25 protein-coding genes are annotated in these 23,259 nt (G+C 74.5%); 16 read left to right on the top strand and 9 right to left on the bottom strand.

Features of this window, described 5'->3' with window-relative positions:
- Positions 1-12: 12 nt before the first annotated feature.
- From ACMXGY_RS01250 to ACMXGY_RS01290, 9 genes are all read left to right on the top strand, one after another.
- The gene (locus ACMXGY_RS01250) at positions 13-765 is read left to right on the top strand and encodes a DedA family protein (protein ID WP_483775077.1); all 753 of its coding nucleotides are present in this window, start codon (positions 13-15) and stop codon (positions 763-765) included.
- Between the two features lie 65 nt (positions 766-830).
- Positions 831-2,510: a bifunctional lysylphosphatidylglycerol flippase/synthetase MprF gene (locus tag ACMXGY_RS01255; RefSeq protein ID WP_483775078.1), complete on the top strand. Its 1,680-nt coding sequence runs from the start codon at positions 831-833 to the stop codon at positions 2,508-2,510.
- Positions 2,511-2,523: 13 nt separating this feature from the next.
- A complete protein-coding gene (locus tag ACMXGY_RS01260; protein WP_483775079.1) occupies positions 2,524-3,357 on the top strand; it encodes a hypothetical protein in 834 nt (277 codons plus the stop codon).
- A gap of 91 nt (positions 3,358-3,448) precedes the next feature.
- Entirely contained in the window at positions 3,449-4,672 is a 1,224-nt protein-coding gene (locus ACMXGY_RS01265; protein ID WP_483775080.1) for a MalY/PatB family protein, read from the top strand.
- A 155-nt stretch (positions 4,673-4,827) separates the two neighbouring features.
- The gene (locus ACMXGY_RS01270; RefSeq protein WP_483775081.1) at positions 4,828-6,333 is read left to right on the top strand and encodes a WXG100 family type VII secretion target; all 1,506 of its coding nucleotides are present in this window, start codon (positions 4,828-4,830) and stop codon (positions 6,331-6,333) included.
- Entirely contained in the window at positions 6,330-7,019 is a 690-nt protein-coding gene (locus tag ACMXGY_RS01275; protein ID WP_483775082.1) for a hypothetical protein, read from the top strand. Before ACMXGY_RS01270 ends, ACMXGY_RS01275 begins: the two co-directional genes overlap by 4 nt.
- 119 nt (positions 7,020-7,138) lie before the next feature.
- Positions 7,139-9,118: a penicillin-binding transpeptidase domain-containing protein gene (locus tag ACMXGY_RS01280; protein WP_483775083.1), complete on the top strand. Its 1,980-nt coding sequence runs from the start codon at positions 7,139-7,141 to the stop codon at positions 9,116-9,118.
- 227 nt (positions 9,119-9,345) lie between these two features.
- Positions 9,346-9,423 (top strand): putative leader peptide, encoded by a 78-nt coding sequence (locus ACMXGY_RS01285; RefSeq protein WP_483776759.1) that lies wholly within the window; start codon positions 9,346-9,348, stop codon positions 9,421-9,423.
- Between the two features lie 260 nt (positions 9,424-9,683).
- A complete protein-coding gene (locus ACMXGY_RS01290) occupies positions 9,684-11,174 on the top strand; it encodes a dicarboxylate/amino acid:cation symporter (protein WP_483776760.1) in 1,491 nt (496 codons plus the stop codon).
- An 83-nt stretch (positions 11,175-11,257) separates the two neighbouring features.
- On the opposite strand, the gene ACMXGY_RS01295 is transcribed toward ACMXGY_RS01290, so the two are convergent.
- From ACMXGY_RS01295 to ACMXGY_RS01305, 3 genes are all read right to left on the bottom strand, one after another.
- Entirely contained in the window at positions 11,258-11,572 is a 315-nt protein-coding gene (locus tag ACMXGY_RS01295; protein WP_483775084.1) for an SHOCT domain-containing protein, read from the bottom strand.
- Between the two features lie 164 nt (positions 11,573-11,736).
- Positions 11,737-12,402: a response regulator gene (locus ACMXGY_RS01300; RefSeq protein WP_483775085.1), complete on the bottom strand. Its 666-nt coding sequence runs from the start codon at positions 12,400-12,402 to the stop codon at positions 11,737-11,739.
- Positions 12,399-13,634: a sensor histidine kinase gene (locus ACMXGY_RS01305; protein ID WP_483775086.1), complete on the bottom strand. Its 1,236-nt coding sequence runs from the start codon at positions 13,632-13,634 to the stop codon at positions 12,399-12,401. The genes ACMXGY_RS01300 and ACMXGY_RS01305 overlap by 4 nt, the downstream gene beginning before the upstream one ends.
- Before the next feature lie 147 nt (positions 13,635-13,781).
- Here ACMXGY_RS01305 and ACMXGY_RS01310 point away from each other — a divergent pair, with 147 nt between their 5' ends.
- Together ACMXGY_RS01310 and ACMXGY_RS01315 are read left to right on the top strand one after the other, a co-directional pair.
- Positions 13,782-14,375, top strand: a complete 594-nt coding sequence (locus ACMXGY_RS01310) for a carboxymuconolactone decarboxylase family protein (protein WP_483775087.1) — start codon at positions 13,782-13,784, stop codon at positions 14,373-14,375.
- Complete coding sequence (locus ACMXGY_RS01315) at positions 14,372-15,244, top strand: RNA polymerase sigma-70 factor (protein ID WP_483775088.1); 873 nt, start codon at positions 14,372-14,374, stop codon at positions 15,242-15,244. The genes ACMXGY_RS01310 and ACMXGY_RS01315 overlap by 4 nt, the downstream gene beginning before the upstream one ends.
- Before the next feature lie 34 nt (positions 15,245-15,278).
- On the opposite strand, the gene ACMXGY_RS01320 is transcribed toward ACMXGY_RS01315, so the two are convergent.
- The 4 genes from ACMXGY_RS01320 to ACMXGY_RS01335 form a co-directional block, all read right to left on the bottom strand.
- Positions 15,279-15,761, bottom strand: coding sequence for an SRPBCC family protein (locus tag ACMXGY_RS01320; protein ID WP_483775089.1), 483 nt, complete (start codon positions 15,759-15,761; stop codon positions 15,279-15,281).
- A 52-nt stretch (positions 15,762-15,813) separates the two neighbouring features.
- Complete coding sequence (locus ACMXGY_RS01325) at positions 15,814-16,257, bottom strand: MmcQ/YjbR family DNA-binding protein (protein ID WP_483775090.1); 444 nt, start codon at positions 16,255-16,257, stop codon at positions 15,814-15,816.
- A 114-nt stretch (positions 16,258-16,371) separates the two neighbouring features.
- Positions 16,372-16,833: a hypothetical protein gene (locus tag ACMXGY_RS01330; protein WP_483775091.1), complete on the bottom strand. Its 462-nt coding sequence runs from the start codon at positions 16,831-16,833 to the stop codon at positions 16,372-16,374.
- A gap of 135 nt (positions 16,834-16,968) precedes the next feature.
- Positions 16,969-17,898, bottom strand: a complete 930-nt coding sequence (locus ACMXGY_RS01335; protein WP_483775092.1) for a quinone oxidoreductase family protein — start codon at positions 17,896-17,898, stop codon at positions 16,969-16,971.
- Between the two features lie 171 nt (positions 17,899-18,069).
- On the opposite strand from ACMXGY_RS01335, the gene ACMXGY_RS01340 reads away from it, so the two are divergent.
- Complete coding sequence (locus ACMXGY_RS01340; RefSeq protein WP_483775093.1) at positions 18,070-18,438, top strand: TraR/DksA family transcriptional regulator; 369 nt, start codon at positions 18,070-18,072, stop codon at positions 18,436-18,438.
- Positions 18,439-18,442: 4 nt separating this feature from the next.
- Here the strand turns inward: ACMXGY_RS01340 and ACMXGY_RS01345 are convergent, their stop codons facing one another.
- Together ACMXGY_RS01345 and ACMXGY_RS01350 are read right to left on the bottom strand one after the other, a co-directional pair.
- A complete protein-coding gene (locus tag ACMXGY_RS01345) occupies positions 18,443-18,856 on the bottom strand; it encodes a hypothetical protein (protein ID WP_483775094.1) in 414 nt (137 codons plus the stop codon).
- Positions 18,857-18,911: 55 nt separating this feature from the next.
- Positions 18,912-20,183 carry an amidohydrolase gene (locus tag ACMXGY_RS01350; RefSeq protein WP_483775095.1) on the bottom strand — a complete coding sequence of 424 codons (1,272 nt, stop codon included), beginning with the start codon at positions 20,181-20,183 and terminating at the stop codon, positions 18,912-18,914.
- Positions 20,184-20,759: 576 nt separating this feature from the next.
- Between ACMXGY_RS01350 and ACMXGY_RS01355 the strand changes: the two genes are divergently transcribed.
- From ACMXGY_RS01355 to ACMXGY_RS01370, 4 genes are all read left to right on the top strand, one after another.
- A complete protein-coding gene (locus tag ACMXGY_RS01355) occupies positions 20,760-20,963 on the top strand; it encodes a cold-shock protein (RefSeq protein ID WP_483776761.1) in 204 nt (67 codons plus the stop codon).
- A 190-nt stretch (positions 20,964-21,153) separates the two neighbouring features.
- Positions 21,154-21,726 carry a hypothetical protein gene (locus ACMXGY_RS01360; RefSeq protein ID WP_483775096.1) on the top strand — a complete coding sequence of 191 codons (573 nt, stop codon included), beginning with the start codon at positions 21,154-21,156 and terminating at the stop codon, positions 21,724-21,726.
- A gap of 86 nt (positions 21,727-21,812) precedes the next feature.
- Positions 21,813-22,517: a Pr6Pr family membrane protein gene (locus ACMXGY_RS01365; RefSeq protein ID WP_483775097.1), complete on the top strand. Its 705-nt coding sequence runs from the start codon at positions 21,813-21,815 to the stop codon at positions 22,515-22,517.
- A 10-nt stretch (positions 22,518-22,527) separates the two neighbouring features.
- Positions 22,528-23,211, top strand: a complete 684-nt coding sequence (locus ACMXGY_RS01370) for a hypothetical protein (RefSeq protein WP_483775098.1) — start codon at positions 22,528-22,530, stop codon at positions 23,209-23,211.
- Positions 23,212-23,259: the final 48 nt, after the last annotated feature.

Genomic DNA, 23,259 nt, shown 5'->3' on the forward strand with positions numbered 1-23,259 from the left:
GGCTCGTGAGCCATGCCCTCTGGACTCTCCGCAGCCCTCCCTGCCGTCCCGACGGCCCTCCCGACGGCCGCCACGGCGGCCGCGGAGCCGGCGCTCGACGGTGTCGCCGGGTGGGCCGTCGGCCTCATGGAGACGCTCGGGCCGGTGGGCGCGGCGCTCGCGATCGCGCTGGAGAACCTGTTCCCGCCCCTGCCGAGCGAGATCATCCTGCCGCTCGCGGGGTTCACCGCGAGCCAGGGCAGCTTCGGCCTCGTCGAGGCGATCCTGTGGACGACGGCCGGCTCGGTCGTCGGAGCCCTCGCGCTCTACGCCGTCGGGGCGCTCGTCGGGCGCGAGCGCACGCGCTGGATCGCGGAGCGCCTGCCGCTGGTCAAGGTGGAGGACGTGGACCGCACCGAGCAGTTCTTCCTCCGGCACGGCGGCGCGACCGTCTTCTTCGGGCGCTTCATCCCCATCTTCCGCAGCCTCATCTCCATCCCCGCGGGCGTCGAGCGCATGCCGCTGTGGAAGTTCACCGGCCTCTCCGCCGCGGGCAGCGCGATCTGGAACACGCTCTTCGTGTGCGCCGGGTACCTGCTGGGTGAGCAGTGGCACGTGGTCGAGGCGTACGCGGGCGTGTTCCAGAAGATCGTCATCGGCGTCGTCGCGGCGGCCGTCGTGTGGTTCGTCGTGACGCGCGTGTGGCGCTGGGTGCACGACGACGAGCGCCCGGCCCACGTGCGTCGGCGCGGCTCGTCGTCCGCCCCGCACGACGACGCCTCGTAGGTCCGCAGGTCGTCGACGGCGTTGCCGAGGGTGCGCACGGCGGGACGGTCCCGGATGATCTGACGGTGAGCCCCCCTGCCCAGCCCCGGACCGTCGCCTCGCCGCTCGACGAGCAGCGGCGCCGCGTGCGCGTGCGGGTCCTGACCGCGCGCGTCGTCCTCGCGCTGGGCATCCTCGGGCTGGTCGCCGTCGTGGTCCGCGGGCTGTGGACCCACCTGACCCTCTACCGCGACGTGGTCCCCGGCCTGACGCCGGGCAGCGCGTCGTCGACGCTCGTGCTCGTCTCCCTCGTCCTGTTCCTCACCGCTCGGGGCCTGCGGCGTGGTCACCGGCTCGCGTGGGCCGTGACCGTCGTCGTGCTCGGCCTCACCGCGGGCCTGCACGTGGCGCGCGGCGTCGACGTCGTCCCCTCGGTCCTCGTGCTCGCGGGCGTCGTGTGGCTCGCGACCCGCTGGCGCGCGTTCCCCGTGCTCCCGACCCGTCGCGCCGTCCGCAGAGCCGCGCTGCTCCTGGGCCTGCTCGTCGTGGCGTGGGTGCTCGCGATCGTGGCGCTCGTCGTCGTGGTGCTGCGCGCCGACGACCCGGAGACGGCGCTCGACGACACGGCGGTGCAGGTCGTCGCGGGGGTCTCCACCGTGGTCGACCTCGCCGTCGTCGCGCTCGTGCTGTGGTGGCTCCTGTCGCCGCGCGCCGCGACGCGGCTGTCGCCCGCCGAGCACCGCGAGGAGCGCGAGCGGGCGAGGGCCGTCGTGGAGCGGTACGGCGGCGGGACGCTCGACTACTTCGCGCTGCGCGACGACAAGGACTGGTTCTTCGTCGGGCGGTCCGTCGTGGCGCACTCGGTGCGCGGCGGGGTGTGCCTCGTGTCGCCCGACCCGATCGGTCCCGAGGAGGAGCGCGAGACGGTGTGGGCAGAGCTGCTCGAGCACGCCGCGGCGTCGGGGTGGTCGGTCGCCGTCGTGGCCGCCGCAGAGGACTGGCTCCCCGTGTACGAGCGGTCGGGGCTGCGCAGCGTCTACCTCGGCGACGAGGCGACCGTCGACTGCACGACGTTCACGCTCGCGGGGCACGACCACAAGTCGCTGCGCCAGGCCGTCAACCGCGTCGCGCGCGCCGGGTACACGACGACGTTCCACGACCCGGCGACGATCGAGACCGGTCTCCGGGACGCGATCCTCGCGATGAGCGACGAGTCGCGGCGCGGCGAGGACGAGCGCGGGTTCTCCATGACGCTGTCGCGCCTGTTCGACCCTGCGGACACCGGCCTCGCGCTCTCCGTGACGCGCAACGCCGAGGGTCGGGTCGACGCGTTCTGCCAGTGGGTGCCTGCCGCCGCGATCGACGGCTGGTCGCTCGACGTGATGCGCCGTCGCACCGACGCCGACGACGTCCCCAACGGGCTGATCGACGCCACCATCGCCGCGACGATCGCCGAGCTCGCCGCGCGCGGCATGCGCGGGCTGGGCCTGAACTTCGCCGTGATGCGCGAGGTGCTCGAGGGCGAGCGCGACGGGCGTCTCGACCAGCTCGTCCGACCCGTCCTCGTTCGGCTGTCCCAGGGGACCCAGATGGCGACGCTCGGTGCGTTCAACGAGAAGTTCGACCCCGCGTGGACGCATCGCTACGTCGTGCTCGACTCCGTGGAGTACGCGGCGACGCAGGCCGTCGTGCTGGCGGGCGCCGAGGGCGTCACGGAGGTCCCGGTGATCGGGCGGTTCCTCCGCGGCGCGGGGTCCCCGACGTGAGCCGGGGGACGCCGTGATCCTCTCGCTCCTCGCCGCCGTCGCCGCGAGCGCCCTCTACGCCGTGAGCACGATCATGCAGGCCGTCGCGACGCGCCGGACGCACGGGCTGGCCGCCGTCACCCAGCCGCTCGTCATCGGCGCGCTCGTCGTCGACGGCGTCGCCTGGCTCCTCTCGTTGCTCGCCCTCGACCACCTGCCGCTGTTCGTCGTGCAGGCCGTCGTCGCGGCGTCGCTCGTCGTCGTCGTGCTGCTCGCGCGGCTCGTGCTCGGCGCGACGCTGCGGCGTACCGACCTCGCCGCGATGGGCGTCGTGGTGGCCGGGCTCGTCGTGCTCGCGCTCTCGGCGGGGGAGCAGCCCGCGCCGCACCCGCCGTCGGGGTTCGTGACGGGGGTGAACGTCGCCGCGGTCGTCGTCGCGGTCGGCACCGCGGCCGCGTACCGGCGCGGCCACCCGATCCTGCTCGCGGCGCTCGGCGGGCTCGGGTACTCCGTCGCGGCCGTGGCGGCACGCGGGGCGCACGCGTCGGGGGACCTGCTCGACACGGTCCTCCAGCCGCTCGCGGTCGCGATCGTCCTCGGCGGCGTCGCGGGGGCGCTCGCCTACCTGCGCGCGCTCGAGCGCGGCGCGGTGGGGTCGGTCGCCGCGACCGTCTCCGTGCTCGAGGTGCTCGTGCCGGGGGTCGTGGGGCTCACGGTGCTCGGCGACGTCGTCCGCAGCGGCTGGGCGGTCCCCGCGGTGCTCGCGACCGTGGCAGCGGTCGCGGGGTGCGTCGTGCTCGCCAGGAGTCCCGCGAACGCCGCCGCCGAGGAGGCGGTGCCCGCGAGCGACGCGCCGGGGACCGCCTAGGGTGGGCAACGGTCGCCGAACCCGGGGTCATGCGCCAGGACATGGCGTCCATGACCCGCAAGCCCGGGTTCGGCAACGAGGGAGGAGCACGATGCGCACGCCGCTGGACGCCCCCACGCTGGACGAGCTGCGCCGTCGGACCTCGGTGAAGTGGCGCGCCTACCCGCCGGACGTGCTGCCGCTGTTCGTCGCGGAGATGGACGTCGCGCCGTGCGAGGCCGTGGTCGACGCCGTCACGACGGCCGTGCGCGCGGGCGACACCGGGTACGACCACGGCACCGCGTACGGCGAGGCGTACGCGCGGTTCGCGGAGCGGCGGTGGGGCTGGACGTTCGACCCGACCACGACGCGCACGCTGCCCGACGTCATGCTCGCGATCGTCGAGGTGCTGCGCGTGCTCACCGGGCCGGGGGACGCCGTCGTCGTGAACCCGCCCGTGTACCCGCCGTTCTACGGGTTCGTGCGCAACGAGGGCCGGCGCGTCGTGGAGGCGCCGCTCGGCCGGGACGCGCGGCTCGACCTCGACGCGCTCGAGCGCGCCTTCGCCGACGCCACCGGGGCCGCGGCGAACGGGCACGGGCCGGGGAGCGGTCGCCGCGCCGTCTGGCTCGTGTGCAACCCGCACAACCCCACCGGGACCGCCCACACGACCCCCGAGCTCGAGGCGGGTCTCGCGCTCGCGGACCGGTACGGCGTGCGCGTCGTCGCGGACGAGATCCACGCGCCGCTCACCCGCCCGGGGCTCGACGGCCGACCGGCCACGACCCACACGCCGCTGCTCACCGTGCCCGGCGCGGACGCCGCGGTCGCGGTCGTCTCGGCGTCGAAGGCGTGGAACCTGCCGGGGCTCAAGGCCGCGGCGGCGGTCGGCGGCCCGGCGGCGGCCGACGACCTGCGGCGGATCCCCGAGGAGGCTGGCCACGGGGTGCAGCACGTGTCCGTGCTCGCGCACGTCGCCGCGCTCGACCACGGCGAGGCGTGGCTCGACGCCGTGCTCGCAGGCGTCGAGCGCAACGCGTGGCTGCTCGCCGACCTGCTTGCCGAGCACCTGCCCGCCGTCCGGTACCGGCCCGGCGAGGCGACCTACCTCGCCTGGCTGGACTGCCGCGGTCTCGACCACCCCGGTCCGGCGCCCGACGACGCCCGGTCGCCCGCGCGGGACCCGCACGGCTGGTTCCTCGACCGGGCGCGTGTCGCGCTCGAGGACGGCCGGCGGTTCGGTTCCGGCGGGGAGGGCCACGTGCGCCTCAACCTCGCGACGAACGTCGACGTGCTGACCGAGGCGGTCCGGCGGATGGGCGCGTCGCTCGCCTGACCGGTGCTCCGGGCAGCGGCCGTCGGTCGCGGCCCCGAGTGGGTAGTGCTCCCCATCGCGACGTCGCGCCGCGGCGCGTAGCGTCGGCGTCCGACCGTCGAGACGAGGCTGTCGACACGCGCTGCGCGGTGGCGCACGTGCTGGGAGGAGACGGCATGAGCGGGATGTGGGGCGCCGACGTCCGAGCCCTGCGCTCGCTCGCCGACGCGCTGAGCTCCGGCGCCGACGCACTGCGTAGCCAGCGGACGCAGGTCGGGTCGCTCGTCGACGGCGCGACCGCCTGGGACGGGCCCGACGCCGCGGAGTTCCGCTCCGAGTGGTCCGCGACCCTCGCGCCCGCCATGGTCGCCGTCGCGACGCTGCTCGACGACGGCGCCGACCAGCTCCGGCACGACGCCGACCAGCAGGAGAGCGCGAGCGCCGCCGACGGGTCGGGAGGGTCCGGCGGTCCGGGCGGCTCGGGTGGGCCGCCAGGCGGCCCCGGCGCCCCGACGGTGCCCACCCCGACACCTGACGAGTACGCGACGATGGACGCCGGCGAGCGCGCCGACTGGCTCGCGAACGCGACGGACGCCCAGGTCGCGGCGCTCTACGCGCAGCTCGTGCGGCTCGGCGTCGACCCCGGGTCGCCCGGCTTCGGGGACCTGGCCCGGGTGCACTGGACGCGCGTCGCGGCGGCCGAGGCGGGGTTCGACTTCGCCGACTGGGACCCGTCCGCCGGGGCGTCGGCGAACCGCGAGATCATCGAGGGCGTCTACACGTACTACGGCGAGCTCTACCTCGACAACCCGTGGATGCAGTGGGCCGGCATGGCCGCGATGATCGGGCCGTCGTTCGCGGCCGGCTTCTTCGACCTCGACCAGATGCGGCAGCTCGCGCGGGCCGTCGAGAGCGGTGCGCAGCAGCTCCCGCCCGGCGTGACGCCCGCCGCGCTCGAAGCGATCGCCGGGATGACGGACGCCGAGCTCGGGTTCTACGAGAACCAGTTCCTGTCGATGCAGCGCGAGATCTTCGTCGACCAGGCCGTCATGCACGAGGCCTACCTCCACGGCGGCATGGAGGAGATCGAGCGCCTCTTCGAGGCCGGCGTCATCAACGACGACGCCACCTACGACGCGTGGGCGGACATCGACGCCGGGCGGGCGGGCGACGCCCAGGCGCTCGCGGACGGCAACACCGCGCTGCTGGACCGCGAGCAGAACCGCATCATCGCGGACGACTGGCAGACCATGCGCGACCACCCGGTCACGGGCGAGGCGTTCACCTACCTCATGACGCTCGTGGGCGAGCCGTCGATCCCCGGCGCCGGGACGTACGCGCAGTACGACCCGTTCACGGTGAGCGTCGAGACGCCGGGACCGGAGAACGTCGGCATCCCGTTCACGGGCATCTCGTTCGACAACCCCGTCCAGGGCACCGTGAGCGTCGAGACCCCGCTGCCGGGCGGCAACATCGCCGACCAGGGCGCGCGATGGGAGTACGTCTCGAGGGACACGCTCCCGGCCTACCAGGAGCTCGTCACGCAGCACCCGGACCAGGCCGCGCGGATCATCGGCACGGACGTCTCCGAGCGGATCGAGGACTACCGGCTGACGAACCCCGACCGGTTCGGCCGCATCCTTGGCAGACTGACCGAGTGGGACGTGGACGTGGACCAGTGACGACCACGCGTCAGCGCGCCCGACGGGCGGGGCGCTCGCTCACGGCGGGCGTCGTCGCAGGACTCGTCGCGCTGGGCGTCGCCGCGTGCACGGTCACGTTCGGCGACCCGGACGACCCGGTCGTCACGACGTCGTCGGGCACGAGCCCGGGCACGGGGACGGGTGCCGCGGCGGGGACCGGCACGACGATCGAGGACATCGAGGAGGGCGAACCCATGCGCTGGGACGTGAGCAGGCCGATCACCGCGGAGTCCGTGGGGCTGGGGGACTCGATGGCCGTCGTGAAGGTGCCGGGCGGCGCGGCCGAGGTCGAGCTGACGATGCCCGACGGCGTGTGGACGACGACCGCCGAGGAGCTGACGATCGCGCCGCGGCGCGGTTACGTCAACGCGATCAACGTCTTCCGCACGTTCTCCGGCGGGCAGGCGGTGCACGACCAGCTCGTCGCGGACGCCGAGGTCCTCGGGTTCCCGCGGTCGCAGGTCGACCGGTGGCTCGACGAGCTGCCGGCGTCGCTGGAGCCGTCTCGCTCCGGGGGGCTGCGCGAGCGGACCGGGATCAACGGGTCGAACGGCGACGTCGTGACGTCCGTGGAGATCAGCCACGACCCCGGCCCGGGCGGCGACGAGAGCATCCGGCTCTGGTACGCGATCGGCCCCGTCACGCCCGCGGACGGGGAGGGCTGAGCGCTCCCGCGTGAAGAAGCCGGGGACGAAACGGGCCGGTTCGTCCCGCACGCCCGGGACGTCCGGGCCGTGAGGTAGCGTCCGTCCCGTCCCGACGGTCCGGAGCAGGGGAGCAGCCAGTGAGCAGCGTCGCGCACGTCCACGGTCGAACGAGTACGCGGTCCCGCACGGCCCGGTGGACGACGGCGCTCGCGCTCGTCCCCGTGCTGGCCCTCCCCCTGGCGGCGTGCACGCCCGACCGCCCGGAGGCGCAGGACGCGGCCTCGGCGCTCGCGGACGCGATCGCCGAGGGCGACGTGGGCGCCCTGGAGTTCAGCAACGGGGCCGCGGCCGACGTGCAGGGCCACCTCGAGGCGGTGCTCGAGCCGCTCGTGCCCTACGAGCGCACCGTCGAGGTCGAGAAGGTCGACCTCGTCGACGAGGGCGACGACGCGGGGGAGCGAGCGACGGCGACGCTCGCCTACCGCTGGGACGTCGCGGGCGAGCAGGCGTGGGAGTACACGACGACGGCGGAGCTCACGTTCGCCGAGGCTGCTGAGGGCGAGGACGGCCCGGGGCACTGGGACGTCGTCTGGGAGCCCGACGTGCTCGTCCCCGACCTCCAGCAGGGCGACCGGCTCGCGGTGAGCCGGGTCGCAGCGACGCGTGCGGGCATCCTGGGCGCGGACGACGTGCCGATCGTCCAGGACCGGCCGGTCTACCGGATCGGCGTCGACAAGACGCGCGTGGACCAGGGGACATGGGACATCGTGGCCCGGGCGCTCGCCGGGATCGTGGGCCTCGACCCCGAGGAGTACGCGCAGCGCGTGCTGGGCGCCGGGGAGAAGGCGTTCGTCGAGGCGATCACGGTCCGCACGGAGGACACCGCAGGGATCGACGTCGACGCGGCGCGCGAGCTCGCGGGAGTCGCCGTGATCGACGACACGATGCCGCTCGCACCGACCCGCGAGTTCGCGCGCCCGGTCCTCGGGCGGGTCGGCGACGCGACGGCGGAGATCGTCGAGGAGTCGAAGGGCGCGGTCGTCGCGGGCGACCAGGTCGGTCTCTCCGGGCTGCAGCGCCAGTACGACGAGCAGCTGCGCGGCGTGCCGGGGCTGTCGATCGAGATCGTCCCCGACGAGAGCACCCCGGACGAGGAGGCGACGGAGGTCTTCGCGGTGGACCCCGTCGACGGCGTCCCGCTGCGCACGACGCTGCGACCCGACATGCAGGTCGCGGCCGAGCAGGTGCTCGCGGGCCAGGCGTCGCCCAGCGCGCTCGTCGCCATCCAGCCGTCCACGGGCGAGGTGCTCGCCGTGGCGAGCGGCACCGCGGGCGACGGCCTCTCCACCGCGACGACCGGCCAGTACGCACCGGGCTCGACGTTCAAGGTCGCGACGGCGCTCGCGATGCTGCGTGCCGGCCTCACGCCCGACACGACCGTCGCGTGCCCGCCCACGATCACCGTGGACGGCCGCGAGTTCCAGAACGTCCCCGGCTACCCGACGTCCGCCCTCGGCGACGTCCCGCTGCGCACCGCGTTCGCCAACTCGTGCAACACCGCGATGATCGGGCAGCGCGACACCGTGACGCAGCAGGCGCTGCACGACGCCGCGGCGTCGCTCGGTCTGGGGGTCGAGGCCGAGCTCGGTGCGCCCGCCTTCTACGGCGACGTCCCGACGGACTCGGCCGGCACCGAGCACGCGGCGTCGATGATCGGGCAGGGCAAGATCCAGGCGTCCCCGCTCGGCATGGCGACGGTCGCCGCGAGCGTCGCGGCGGGGCACCGGGTCTCCCCGGTGCTGGTGCACCCGGAGGCGCAGACGGTGGCGGACGAGGAGGCGCCCGCGGGCGACCTCACCCCGGAGGAGGCGGCGACCCTGCAGTCCCTCATGCGGTCCGTCGTCACCGACGGCTCGGCGTCGCTCCTCCAGGACCTGCCCGGCGAGGTCGGCGCGAAGACGGGCACCGCGCAGTACGGCGACGGCAGCCAGTCGCACGCGTGGATGATCGCGACCCAGGGCGACCTGGCCGTCGCGGTGTTCATCGAGACGGGCGACGGCGGTGCCGTCACCGCAGGGCCGCTCCTGCACGCGTTCCTCGACGCCCCGAACGCCTGACCCCGTCGCGAGATAGCGACCTCCGGTACCAGGACCCCGGAGAACGGTGCTGGGCGTCGCTATCTCGGCTGCACGTCGCTATCTCGCGGCGGCGGCGTGGATAGTCGGACGGGTCGGAGGGAATACGGTCCTCGGTCGGCTCGTTGTCCACTCACGGGTATGATCGGTTGCCGCGGGCGTCGGTCTGCCCGCGTCCAGCGAGAACCATCGTTCCGGGAGACACCTTCGTGCTTGTCAGCGCGTGGCACCTCACCGAGCGCCGCGACATCGACCTCCGTCGAGTCGCCAGCGCTCTCTGTCGCTGACCCCCGTCGTCGCTGACCCTCTCCGCCTCCGCACACCTGTCAGTACGTCAGGTCACCGTCGTGACCTGGGCTGCTGACACGCGTGGCGCGATGTTGGCCTGTCAGTACTGCAGATCACCTGGGTGACCTGACGTACTGACACGCGACGACGTCCCGAGCCCCTCTCCCGAGAGCGGGCGCTCGTGCGCCCGCGTCACCCCGAAAGGTCCACCGTGTCCTCGACCCCCTCGACGGCCTCTCCGCAGGCCGGCTCGAAGCAGGTGAGCCAGGCTCCCGCCGCGGCGCCCGCGAAGAAGAAGCGCCGGTTCCCCTCGTTCAGCGTCCAGATCCTGCTCGGTCTCGCGATCGGCGTCATCCTCGGCGGCGTCGCCCTCGCCATGGGCCCGCAGGACGCGGCCGGCGAGGTCCCCAACGGCCTGACGACGACGCTCGACACCATCGGCTCGTCGTTCGTCACGCTGCTCAAGGCCGTCGTGCCGCCGCTGATCTTCACCGCGATCGTCGCGTCGATCGCGAACCTGCGCACCGTCACCAACGCCGCTCGCCTCGCGGGCCAGACGCTCCTGTGGTTCGCCATCACGGCAGCCATCTCGGTGGCCGTCGGCATCGGCCTGGGTCTGCTCTTCCAGCCGGGCAACCGCGCGTCCGTCTCGCTCGACGCCGCCTCCGAGCCGGGCCGCACCGGCACGTGGCTCGACTTCCTCAACGGCCTCGTCCCGGGCAACGTCCTGGGACTGGGCGCCTCGACGAGCCTCGAGACCGGTGACGACGGCGCGCTGACGGGCGCCGCCAGCACGTCGGTCAGCTTCAACGTGCTGCAGATCCTCGTCGTCGCGCTCGTCATCGGCATCGCGGCGCTCAAGTCGGGCAAGAAGGCCGACCCGTTCCTCGCGTTCAACCGCTCGGCCCTGGCGATCATCCAGAAGGTCCTGTGGTGGATCATCCGCCTGGCGCCGATCGGCACCGCCGGCCTCATCGGCTACGCCATCGCCGCGTACGGCTGGACGTCGCTCGCGTCGCTCGCGTGGTTCGCCGTCGCGATCTACGTCGGCCTCGCGGTCGTGCTGTTCGTCGTCTACCCGATCCTCCTGCGCACGAACGGCCTGAAGATCTCGAGCTACTTCAAGGGCGCCTGGCCCGCGATCCAGCTCGCGTTCGTCTCGCGCTCCTCGATCGGCACGCTGCCCGTGACGCAGCGCGTCACCGAGCGCAACCTCGGCGTGCCGAGCGAGTACGCGTCGTTCGCCGTGCCGCTGGCCGCGACCACCAAGATGGACGGTTGCGCCTCGATCTACCCGGCCATTTCGGCGATCTTCGTCGCGCAGATCTTCGGCATCGACCTGTCGATCACCGACTACCTGCTCATCGCGTTCGTGTCCGTCGTCGGCTCCGCCGCGACCGCGGGCCTCACCGGTGCGATCGTCATGCTGACCCTCACGCTCTCGACCGTGGGCCTGCCGCTCGCGGGCGTCGGCCTGCTGCTGGCGATCGACCCGATCCTCGACATGGGCCGCACCGCGGTGAACGTCGCGGGCCAGGCGCTCGTCCCGACCATCGTCGCGAAGCGCGAGGGCATCCTCGACCTCGAGCAGTACGAGGCCGCGACGGCCGAGGACCTCTTCGAGGACGAGGACGACGACGCGTCGTCCGAGGCCGTGCGGTCGTCGGAGTCGGCCGAGACCACGGCGACGTCCGGGACCGAGGCTGCCGCGCCGTCGGGCACCAAGGAGCCCGCGACCGCCTCCGCCTGACGCCGACCGGGCGATTCCTCGCCGTCGAGCACGACGTTGCTGCCGTTGTCCGCGGGATGACGGCAGCAACGTCGTTCTCGGCGTCAGGGCTGGGGGCGCCCCTCGCGCAGGACCGCGAGGCGGGAGCGGTACTCCTGCTCGTCGATCTCCCCGCGCGCGTACCGCTCGCCGAGGATCGACGCGGGGTCCGGGCCGGCGGTCCGCCAGGCTCCGGGGCCGCCGGGCCCCCAGCCGCGCCGCGCGCGGCGGGCGATGAGGAAGATCACGGACGCGAAGAGCAGGAACCACAGCAGGGGGAAGACGAACCACCACGGTCCGGGCCCCCAGCCGGCGTGCCCCCATGCGGCCACGGCGTCCGTGGGGATGGTGCTCGCGGCTCCGGTGAGTGCGGTGAGCATGACGACCTCCGGTGTCGGTGCGCCCCGCCGGTCGGCGGGGGCGGCCGCGATCCGGCCGCACCTCCAGGCTTCCCGTCTCCCGACGGCGCGTCGTCACCCGTACGTGCCGACCTCGGTCCTCCCGTGGTGCCGGTCCGGGCACCGACGGGCCGCGGCGGGCAGGGTCAGCCCGCCCATCCCGGTCGCACGAGCCCGGACTCGTAGGCCGTCACGACGAGCTGCGCCCGGTCGCGCGCGCCGGCCTTCGCCATGACGCGCGAGACGTGCGTCTTCACGGTGGACTCCGACAGGTAGAGGACCCCCGCAATCTCCTCGTTCGACAGCCCGCCCGCGACCTCGACGAGCACCTCGCGCTCGCGCGGCGTGAGGTCGTCGACGCCGGGTGCCGGCCCGACGTCGCGCGTCGCGTCCGCGACCCTGGCCAGCAGGCGCCGGGTCACCGTGGGGGAGAGCAGGGCGTCGCCTGCGGCCGCGACCCGCACCGCGCGCACGAGCTCGGCCGGCTCGGTGTCCTTGACGAGGAACCCGCTCGCGCCGCCGCGGATCGCGTCGGTCACGTACTCGTCGAGCTCGAACGTCGTGACGACCACGACGTGCACGTGCGCCGCCGCGCGCTCCGCGACGATGCGGCGTGTCGCCTCGAGCCCGTCGAGACCGGGCATGCGGATGTCCATGAGCACGACGTCGGGCAGGTGCTCGAGCGCGAGCCGCACGGCGTCGTCGCCCGTCGAGGCCTCGGCGACGACGTGCATGTCGTCCTCGGAGTCGATGAGCGCGCGGAACCCGCCGCGCACGAGGGCCTGGTCGTCGGCCAGCAGGACGTCGATCACGGTGTCTCCTCCGGTGGCGGCGCGTGGTCGGGTCGCCCGTCGACGCGAGCGGGGGTCGTCGTCTCGGGCCAGGGAAAGACCGCCCGCACGCGGAAGCCGCGAGCCGCGTCGGCGCCTGCCGGCACGGCGCGGGCGTCGAGCGTGCCGCCGACGCTCTCGACGCGCTCGCGCATGCCGCGCAACCCGTAGCCCGGCTCCGGGTCGGCCACGGGCCCCGCGCCGTCGTCGGTGACGGTGACCGTCACGGCTCGCGTCGGCCCGGTCCGGACCGCGACACGCACGTCCGCCCGCGTCGCGTCGCGCGCGTGCCGACGCACGTTCGTCAGGGACTCCTGCACCACGCGGTAGACCACGCCCGCGAGCCGGTCGGGCAGGTGTCCGGCCGCGATGTCGACGTCGAGCGTCACCGCGAGCCCGCCGTCCTGCGCCTGGCGCATGAGCCGGGGAAGGGCGGCGAGGTCCCACGTCGGGGCGAGCGGCGCGCTGCCGTCGCCGCCTCCGCGCACCACGCCGAGCACGGCGCGGACCTCGTCGAGGGCCTCCGCGCTCGTCGTGCGGATCGCGGTGAGGGCGCTGCGCGCCTGGTCGGGGTCGCGGTCGAGCAGGTGCAGCCCGACGCCCGCCTGGACCGTGATCGCGGAGAGCGAGTGCGCGAGGACGTCGTGCACCTCGCGGGCGATGCGCAGGCGCTCGTCCGCGACGGCGGTCCGCTCGCGCTCCGCACGCGTGACGCGGTCGGCCTCGCGCGCGGCGGCGAGGCGCGCCGACCGGTCCCGGATCGTGCCTGCGACGAGCAGCACGACGACGGTCCACGCCGTCCCGCCGAGGAGCGTCGCCCGCGGCGGGGCGTCCGGGCGCAGGTCGGCGGCCGCGACGACGACGCCCGCGAGCAGGGCCGCCCCGGCCCACGCCAGGCGCCGCGCACGCTCCGCAGGTCCGCTGAGCAGCACGCCCACGAGCACCCCGACCGGTCCCGCGAGCACCGGCCCCCACGGGTACCCGGCGACGAGGAAGGCACCGGCCGCCGCGACCGACACCACCACGGCCGCGACCGGTCGCGGCACGAGGAGCACGAGCACGAGGGGGGACACGAGCAGCAGCGCGAGCGCACCGACGTCGAGCGGGCGCGCACCCGGCTGCCCGTGCGCCGCACCGACCGTCCCGACCACCGAGACCACCGCGAGCACCACGGCGAGGAACGCCCGGGGGCGGCGACGGTCGAGCGGGCCCATGGGTCGCACGCTACGCCGCGCGCGGCCGGGTCGCGTCCGACCGGGGTGCCGGTCGTCGTCGTCCCGGGGTGCCGTCGGCAGGTCGCTGTCACAGGAGCGCTGCGGCCGGTGTCTCATGCCCGACACCCCGACACACCTGGAGGAGACATGACGACACGAGTGCCGCCCACCGAGGTCACCGGGCTCTACGGCTCGCTGGTCAAGCGCGCGACCCGCTCGATGTTCGGCGAGGTGCCGGAGTCGATCGGCGTGCTGTGGCACCACCCCGCGGTGTTCAAGGACCTCATGGGAGTGGGCCGCAAGGCCGAGAAGTGGGACCGGCTCGACCCGAACCTCGCGACGTTCGCGTCGATGGCGTCGGCCGCGACGGTCGGGTGCGAGTTCTGCCTCGACCTGCACTACTTCCGGTCGCGCAACGAGCACCTGGACGAGGTGAAGGCACGCGAGGTGCCGCGGTGGCGCGAGTCCGCGGTGTTCACACCGGTCGAGCGACGGGTCATGGAGTACGCCGAGGCGATGAGCCAGACGCCGCCCGCGGTCACGGACGAGCTGGCCGCCGCGCTGCTCGACGACCTGGGGCCGGCCGGCCTCGTCGAGCTCTCCGCCCGTGTGGGGCTCATGAACGCGACGGCGCGCTCCAACGTCGCCCTCGGCATCCGGTCCGAGCAGTTCGCCGCGTCGTGCGGCCTGCCGCCGCTCGCGCCCCGGTCGACGGCACCCGCCGTAGGGTCGGACGCATGAGCGACGACCCCTTCGTCCGCCACCGCAGCCTGCTGTTCACCGTCGCGTACGAGATCCTCGGGTCGGCCGCCGACGCGGAGGACGTCGTCCAGGAGACGTGGCTGCGGTGGGCGGACGTCGACCACGAGCGGGTGCGCGAGCCCCGCGCCTACCTGGTGCGCATCGTGACGCGCCAGGCGCTCAACAGGCTGCGCACGCTCGCGCGCCGTCGGGAGGACTACGTCGGCGAGTGGCTGCCCGAGCCGCTGCTCACGAGCCCGGACGTGGCGGAGGACGTCGAGCTCGCGGAGAGCGTCTCGATGGCGATGCTGACCGTGCTCGAGACCCTCGGTCCCACCGAGCGGGCGGTCTTCGTGCTGCGCGAGGTCTTCGACGTCCCGTTCGACGAGATCGCCGAGGCCGTGGACAAGTCGCCCGCCGCGGTGCGCCAGGTCGCGCACCGCGCGCGGGGGCACGTCGCCGCGCGCCGACCGCGCGTGCGCGTGGAGCGCGCGGAGCAGCGGCGCGTGGTCGAGCGGTTCGTCGACGCCGTCCTCACGGGCGACGTGCAGGGGCTCCTGGACGTGCTCGCGCCCGACGTGGTGGCCGTGGCCGACGGCGGCGGGCTCGCCCGGGCGTCGCGCCGACCGGTCGTCGGAGCGGATCGCCTCGTCGCCTACCTCTTCGGCGGTCTCCGCAAGACCCCGGGCGTCGTCACGGCGTCCGTCGCGTGGCTCAACGGCGCCCCGGGCGTGCGGATCGAAATGGACGGAGAGCTGGCCACCGCGGTGTCGATGACGGTCGAGGACGGTCGCATCACGCGCCTCTTCGCCGTGGCCAACCCGCACAAGCTCGCACACGTCGACGCCGAGGCGGCGCTCTCCCGGTAGCTCACGCGGTCCCCGCTGCGAGGCCCTCGTCGTCCTAGGCCGCCGCCTCCCGCGCCGCGGCGAGGACGACGGGGTCGGCGCACCCGCGCGCGAACCCGGCGATCCGGTGGTCGATGTCGCGGCCGAGCACCCACGTGCCGAGGCGTTCGGCGACCGGCGCGAGCCAGCGTGGTCGGCAACGGAAGCTGTAGCGCCACGTCGCCCTCGTGCCTCCGGACGGGTCGGGGGCGAAGCGCCAGCCGCCCGCGAGGTTCTCGAAGAACCACGACCCGCGGACCATGCGCATGCCGACGTTCGTCGGCGGGTTGTACGAGACGTACTCGCTGACCATCGACAGGCCGGTGCGGTGCCGCGTCAGGGTCCGTACGCCCTTGGCGGGCGCCGTCGCGCCGTCGAGGAAGCGCTGGTTCCGGATGAACGGGTCCCAGCGCAGCCGGACCTCCCCGGTGGTCTGGGAGACGGCGAATGCCGTCGCGGGGTCGACGGGGACCACGAGCGAGGACTCGACGACGGGCATGGTCGGATGCTCCCACGACCCGCCGCGCCTCGCGTCCTCGCTCAGTTGGCGCTCAGTCCCCGCTCGGTCGGCGGTCGGTGCCGGCCGCGGGGCTGCCGACCTCGTCGAGCCGGGCGACGAGCCGCGGCCCCGCGACCTCGCGGTACGACGCGTCGAGCAGCTCGGCGACCTCCTGCCAGTCGACGGGCGCGGCGTCGAGGTCGAGGCCCATCCAGCCGGCGGGGCCGTAGTAGGCGGGCGCGAAGAAGCGGTCGTCCTGGGCGAGCGCGGCGCGGTCGACCTCGGGGACGGGGAGGAGGACCGAGCGCGGGTACTGCCGCGCGGGAGCGTCGGTGGTGGCCTTGGTCATGCCGCCGTAGACGGCGAAGAGCAGTCGCGCGCGGAAGGTCACCCGCCCGTGCGAGACCCGCTCCTCGGCGGCGGGGAAGAGCAGGCAGAGGCGACGCAGCCGCTCGAGGTACGGGTCGTCGTCGGGCACGCGCGACGGGTGGGCCATGGGACGAGCCAACCACGGCCGTCCGACACGGCTTCTCCCAGCGGACGCGGAGACGCGAGAGCGGCCCGCCCCTGGGTCAGGGACGGGCCGCTCAGGACCGCGGCGGCAGGGGACTCAGGACGCGAAGGCGTACCCGGCGTCGGCGCACTGCTGGCGGAACGCGTCCAGAGCGGGCTGCAGGCCCGCCGTGTCGATCTCGGCACCCTGGACGGCCGCCTCGAACGGGGCCTTGATGGCGTTGAGGTTCTCCACGAGGTCGACGTCCGCGAAGTTCTGGACGGCGACGAGGCGCTCGCGCGTCGTCAGGATCGCGGCGGCGGCCTCCTCGGTCTCGGGCGTCGCGAGGAGCGGGGTCGTGTCCGCGACGAGCTTCTCGGCGGAGTACTCGCCGCTGTAGAAGGTGTTGCACGTCGTGGTCACGGCGACGACGGCGGGCGTCACCTCGGGCGCGGCCTCGGTCGTCGTGGTCTCGGTCGCGGGGGTCGCGTCGTCGCTCGCCGGGTCGGTCGGAGAGGCGCAGGACGCGAGCAGGAGGGCACAGGAAAGCGCCGCGGTGGCGGCAAGATACTTACGCATGCTAAGGATTCCACACTGGAGCGCCCGCTCGGTGCAAGGAGATTCGGCCGTACCCGGGCCGAGAACCGCGGGATCTCGCGGATCCGCGGGCGCGCATGTGCGCAGCGTCACAAGGTGCCCGGCGCGCGTCGGCGCTCAGCCGACGTCGAGGACGACCTTGCCCCGCACGTGCCCGTCCGCGACGAGGCGCAGCGCCTCGGCGGCGTCGGCGAGCGGGAACCGGGAGGCGATCTCGGTGTGCAGGCGGCCCGCCTCCGCGAGCGCGAGCACCTCGTCGAGCGCGCCCTTGGCGTCGACCTTGTCGACGATCGCGGCCTCGCGCGACGCGTCGCTGCCCACGATCGTCACGGCGCGCGGCGGGTCGTCCGGCTCGGCGGGCGCGAGGTCCTCGCCGAGCAGGGCGACCGTCGCCGCGACCGTCTCGCCGGACCCCACCAGGTCGACGACGACGCTCACCTCGTCGAGGCCGTCCGGCAGGGCGCGCACCGCCTCGACCAGCCCGGCGCCGTAGGCGACGGGGGTCGCGCCGAGCTCGCGCAGGTAGTCGTGGTTGGCGGGCGAGGCGGTGCCCACGACGCGCGCCCCGAGTGCGAGCGCGATCTGCACGGCGGCCGAGCCGACGCCCCCGCTCGCGCCGTGCAGCAGCACGACGTCCCCCTCGCCGACGTCGGCCTGGACGAGCGCGGAGAACGCCGTCGCCGCGGCGACGGGGAGGACGGCCGCCTGGTCGAACGGCACCGACGCGGGCTTGGGACGCACGTGATCGGCGCGGACGAGCGAGAGTGCGCGCTGGGCTCCGGTCCCGTGCCACACGACCTCGTCACCCGGGGCGAGGTCGGCGACGTCGGGCCCGACGGCGTCCACCACCCCGGCCGCCTCGAACCCGAGCACCCCGGGAACCCGGCCGCCGAACGACCCCGCGAGGCGCTTGAGGTCCGCGGGGTTCACCCCGACGACGCGGTTCGCGACCCGGACCTGGCCCGGCCCGGGTTCGGCGACCACCTCGTCGTCGACGTGCAGGACCTCGGGTCCGCCGAAGTCCTCGAACGTGACGACCGTGCTCATGCAGGTCTCCCAGGTCTCGTCGGCGAGCCCGGGTGAGCCGGGCGGATCTACTCTTCCATCCCCCGGCCGCCGATGTCATGCGGGGCGCATGGGGCGAGGTCCCCTCTCGGCGGGTCGGGAGCGCGTCGTCGTGGGACGCTTCGGCCCCTCCCGTGCGTTGTGGGTGACGAGATGACCGGACGACTCGTACCCCTGCCGCCCCACGGCGCCCGTGACCGCGTGCTCGCGGTCCGCGACGCGGCACTCGGTCGCGTCCGCGCCCTGCGCGCGGACGTCGACGGGATGGTCGAGGCGTCGCGCGACTCGAACGCCGACGACGAGCACGACCCCGACGGCGCCACGATCGCGTTCGAGCGTGCCCAGGCCGACGCGCTCGCGCGGGACGCGGCGGCCCAGGTCGAGGAGGCCGACGCCGCGCTCGCTCGGCTCGACTCGGGGACCTACGGCACGTGCGAGGCGTGCGGGCAGCCGATCGCCGTCGGGCGGCTGGAGGCGCGCCCGACGGCGCGGACCTGCGTCGTGTGCGCGGCTCGCCGCTGAGCCCTCAACGGTCGGAGACGAGGTCCCCGCCGATGCCCGCCTGCGTCTCCTCGAGGTCGTCGACGTCGCCGGTGACGACCCAGTTGGGCCCCACGAGCGCCGCCTCGCCCTCGGTCTCGGACGTCGGAGGCAGGAGGCCGAGGAAGTCCTCCTCGGCGACGTCGTCGCCGAAGACGGCGAGGAGCGCGGTGTCGTCGCACTCCCCGAGCTCGACGTCCGGCGTGCCGGAGTCCTCGGGGGTGAAGGACAGGCACGTGAGCCCAGCCGTCGTCGCGGCCTCGTGGAGCTCGTCGAGAGAGCCGTAGGCGACGTCCTTCTCCCCGGGACCTGGCCCGGAGCACGCGCCGAGGAGGACGGCGAGCCCGACGAGCGCCCCGGCGGCGACGAACCGTGGACGGTGGAGGTGGACGGTGCGCATCCTCCGATGGTCCGCCACCGGCGCGAGGCGTGCCACGCGGAGCGCTCGCCGAGGGTCAGCCCGCGAAGCGCTCCCCGCGCTCGACCACGCGCCCGGCGCCGCGGCCGGCGTTGGCGCTCGGGTCCCACGTGTAGACCTCCGCGCCGGTGACGAGCACGTGCTCGGCGCGCGCGGTCACGTCGAGCGGGTCGCCCGACCACACGACGACGTCGCCGTCCAGCCCGGGCGCGAGCGCGCCGACGCGGTCGTCGAGGCCGAGGAACGACGCCGGGTTGACGGTGAGCGCGCGCAGCGCGACGTCGCGGTCCAGGCCCTCCTTGACGGCGAGCGACGCCTGGTGGACGAGGAAGTTGATCGGTACGACGGGATGGTCGGTCGTGATCGCGACTCGCACGCCCGCGCGCGCGAGCGCCCCGAGGTTCGCGATGTCGCGGTTGCGCAGCTCGATCTTGGAGCGCGACGTGAACAGCGGGCCGAAGATCACCGGGACGTCGCGCTCGGCGAGCACGTCGGCGACGGCCGCGCCGTCGGTCCCGTGGTTGACGACGAGCCGGTACCCGAACTCGTCCGCGAGGCGCAGCGCCGTCGCGATGTCGTCGGCGCGGTGCGTGTGCTGGTCCCAGAAGAGCTCGCCGGCGAGCACGCGCGCGAGCGTCTCCTTCGCGAGGTCGCGGTCGAACGGCTCGCCCTTCGCCTCGGCCGCGTCACGCCGGGCGACGTAGTTCTGCGCGTCGACGAACGCGGCGCGGATGACCTTCGCGACGCCGAGCCGCGTTGACGGCGTCTTCTTCTGGTCCCCGTACACGCGCTTGGGGTTCTCGCCGAGCGCGGACTTCACGGACACCGCCTCGCGGATGACCTGCTCGTCGACCGTGCGCCCGCCCCACGTCTTGATCGCGACCGTCTGGCCGCCGATGGGGTTGCCCGAGCCGGGCTTCACGACGGCGCTCGTCACGCCGCCGACCAGCGCGTCGCGGAAGCCCTCGTCCTCGACGTTGATCGCGTCGATCGCGCGCAGCGCGGCGCCGTTCGGGTCGGTCATCTCGTTGGTGTCGTTGCCGGCCCAGCCCTCGGCCTCCTCCATGACGCCCATGTGCGCGTGCGCCTCGACGAACCCGGGCAGCACCCAGCGGCCGCGCGCGTCCAGGGTGGGCACGCCGTCGGGCACGACGACGTCCGCGCCGACCGCGGTGATGATCCCGTCCTCGATCAGGACGGTCCCGTTCTCGATCGGGTCCGACGAGACGGGCACGACGTAGCCGTTCACGACGGCGACGCTGCGGCGGGTGGTGCGGGGGAGCGGGCGGGAGGCCGATGAGGTCGTCATACCCCCATCATCGCCCGAGGCACACGTCCCGCCGCGCGCCCTCGCCGGGCGCCGGGAGGACCGTGGTGTACCCTGAGGGTTGCGCATCAGTCACGGGACGACGTTCCCGTGACGTTCTTCGGTCCTCAGCATCGGAGCGAGGCCGTGCGCACCGGGCAGCACGAGCTGCCGAAGACGATCTCCGCCCGAGTGTGCGGAGCGAGAGCAGAGAACATCCTTTCTTCCACCCTTGAACACCCTGGGTCGAGCGACGACCTCGGGACCGTCGCGGTCCCGGGCGACTCCGGCCCCGACCTCGTGCTGCGCCGCGCCGACGACGACCTGTGGGTCGCGACGGCGGACGGCGAGTACGCCGGTCTGGTCACGCAGCTCCCCGACGGCTTCCACGTCCACGACCGCTTCACGCGGTCCTTGGGCGTCGTCGCCGCCCTCGACCACGTGAAGCGGCACCTCGTCGCGCCGCGTGAACGCCCGGCGGGCTCCCGACGGACCCGCCCCCACCACCGTCAGCGCCCCGCGGGGCGTGACAACCGGACCCGCAGTCGTGGGCCGGTCGCATCAACGAGAGAAGACATCATGGCTACAGGCACCGTGAAGTGGTTCAACGCGGAGAAGGGCTTCGGCTTCATCGCCCCCTCCGACGGCACCGCCGACGTGTTCGCCCACTACTCCGAGATCGCCTCGAGCGGCTACCGCTCGCTCGAGGAGAACCAGAGCGTCTCGTTCGACGTCACCCAGGGCCCCAAGGGCCCGCAGGCGACGAACATCCAGCCTCTGTGATCTCCCACCCGCTCGGCGCCTCGCGCCGGGGCGGGTGACGACACACCTGAAGGGCCGCGCCTCGGCGCGGCCCTTCGGCGTTCTCCGGGGCGGCGGGGCCGCCGTCGGCCCCTAGAGTGGTGCACTCCCGGCCACGTTCCGACGGCTGGGGGCCGCCGTCGGACAGGGGACAGCCGTGACCGTACCGAGCGTGACGAAGCGCGCGACCCGCGGGCTCGGGCGTGAGCTCGTCGGCATGCTCGTGGTCGCGGCGATCACGATCGGAGCGGCGCTCGCCGTCGTCGGCGTGTGGCAGTGGGTCACGACGACGCAGGACGTCGCACTGGCCCAGGAGCTGAGCCGGGAGGGAGTCGCCGTCGAGGCGACGGACGCCGTCCTCGTGATCGAGGGCAAGGCAGGGTCCGGCGGCGTCCAGGTCTCCGGCGTGACGGCGCGCGTCCCCGGAGCGGCCGAGCCGGTCGAGCTCCGCGGGGCGACGAGCGCCGAGGGGGTCGACCCGGCGGCCGTGGACCCGCCGCAGCACGTCCCCGCCCCGTCCGGCAGCCCGTACGCGGGCACCTTCGCCGCCGTGCAGCACCCCGACGACCCGGGCACGGTCGTGGCGCGCTCGGACCTCGACCACCTGACGTCCGCGGGCGCCGAGGACGCCGCGCGCAGTCTGCGCACGGCAGTCGCCGGTCTCGTCTGGGCGGGTGCGTGGAGCCTGGTGGCGTGGGCGGTCGTGGTGGTTCGGCGTCGCACACAGCGCCGCTCCGGCCACTAGGCTCTCCACCCGAGGCCGCCGCACCCGTGGTCGGGCGGCCGTCGGATGCGTGACGACCACGGGACACCGCGCGCGAAGGAGCTCGCATGCACGTCGTCGTCGGGCTGTTCCGGCTGTTCCTCGTCGTCCTCGCCCTCGTCGGGACGCGCGCCGTCTGGCGCGACGGCGACATCGAGGGTCTCGTCTACTTCACGAACCAGACCGGCTTCCTCGTCGCGGTCGCGTTCGCGTGGGCGGGGTTCGCGTCGCTCTTCCGGCGCGCGCAGCCGCCGGGGTGGTTCAAGGGCGCCGTGACGCTGTTCGCCGCGATCACCGGTCTCGTGTCGTGGCTCGTGCTCGCCCCCGAGGATCCCGACGCTCCCGCGGTCTTCCTCGGCCTGACCGACGGGCAGATCGAGCACGAGGTGCTGCCGCTCGCGGTCTTCGCCGACTTCGTCCTGCTCGACGCCCACCGCCGCCTGCGCGGCCTCGACGCCGCGCGCTGGCTCCTGTACCCCCTCGCGTACTTCGCGTTCACGACGATCCGCGGGTTCGTGAGCCCGGGCAGCGAGTACCCGTACGGGTTCGTCGACCTCGACGCGCTCGGGTGGACGGGGCTGCTCGTCAACGTCGTGCTGTACGGCGCGGGATTCCTCGTGCTCGGCCTCGTCCTGGTCGGGATCGACCGGCTCCTGCCGACAGGACCCGCGATCGGCCGCTACCCGGGCATCGTGCCGCCCGCCGGGACGCCCGACGTCGAGGCGTCGTCGTCCACCGAGGCGGCCCCGCCGGGCGGCGACGCCTCGCGCTAGGGTGGCGTCCGTGCCTTCCCCCGTCGCCGGTCCGCTGCGCGTCGCACGCGCCGCGCTCGTGGCGACCCTCGTGCTCGCCCTGACGGCGCTCGCGCACCGTGTCGCGGGCGGGGCCCTCCCGGACCCGCTGGTCCTCGCGGCGCTGGCCGCGTTCACCCTCGCGGGCACGACGGCGGCCGCACGCGTACGGTTCACTCCCGCCCGGCTGGTGGCGCTCCTCGGCGGCGCCCAGCTCGGCCTGCACCAGGCGCTCACGGTGCTCGCCCCGGGCGGCTCGTGCGCGCCGGTCGGCGCCGGTCATGGTCACGCCGCCGCCGCGACCGCCGGCAGCGTGGTGTGCGCGGTGCCCTCCGCGCTACCCGACGGCGGGGCGAGCCTCGCGCACCCGGCCCACCTCGCGACGTCGGGCACCGCGGGCCTGTGGATGGTTGCCGCGCACGCCGTCGCCACGGTCGTCCTCGCTCTCGTCCTGTCGTTCGGCGAGCGTGCGCTCGAGCGGTTCCTCGCCTGGGTGACGCCGCGCGTCGCGCTCCCTGCGCCCGTGGCGCTGGCGGTGACCGGCCCTCGTCTGGTGGTCCCGTCCCACGCGTCGCGTCCCGTGGTCGCCTGGCGCCCCCGCGCCACCCCGACCCGTGGCCCTCCGTCGGGCGTCGGCCCGTCGGGAGCACTGCACCGCCCCCTCGCCGCGTCCTGAGCGCGGCACCCGACGAGGCGGACCCGGCGACGTGCCGGGCCACGGGCA

It is taken from the genome of Cellulosimicrobium sp. G4 BAM 1002 (assembly GCF_057126935.1).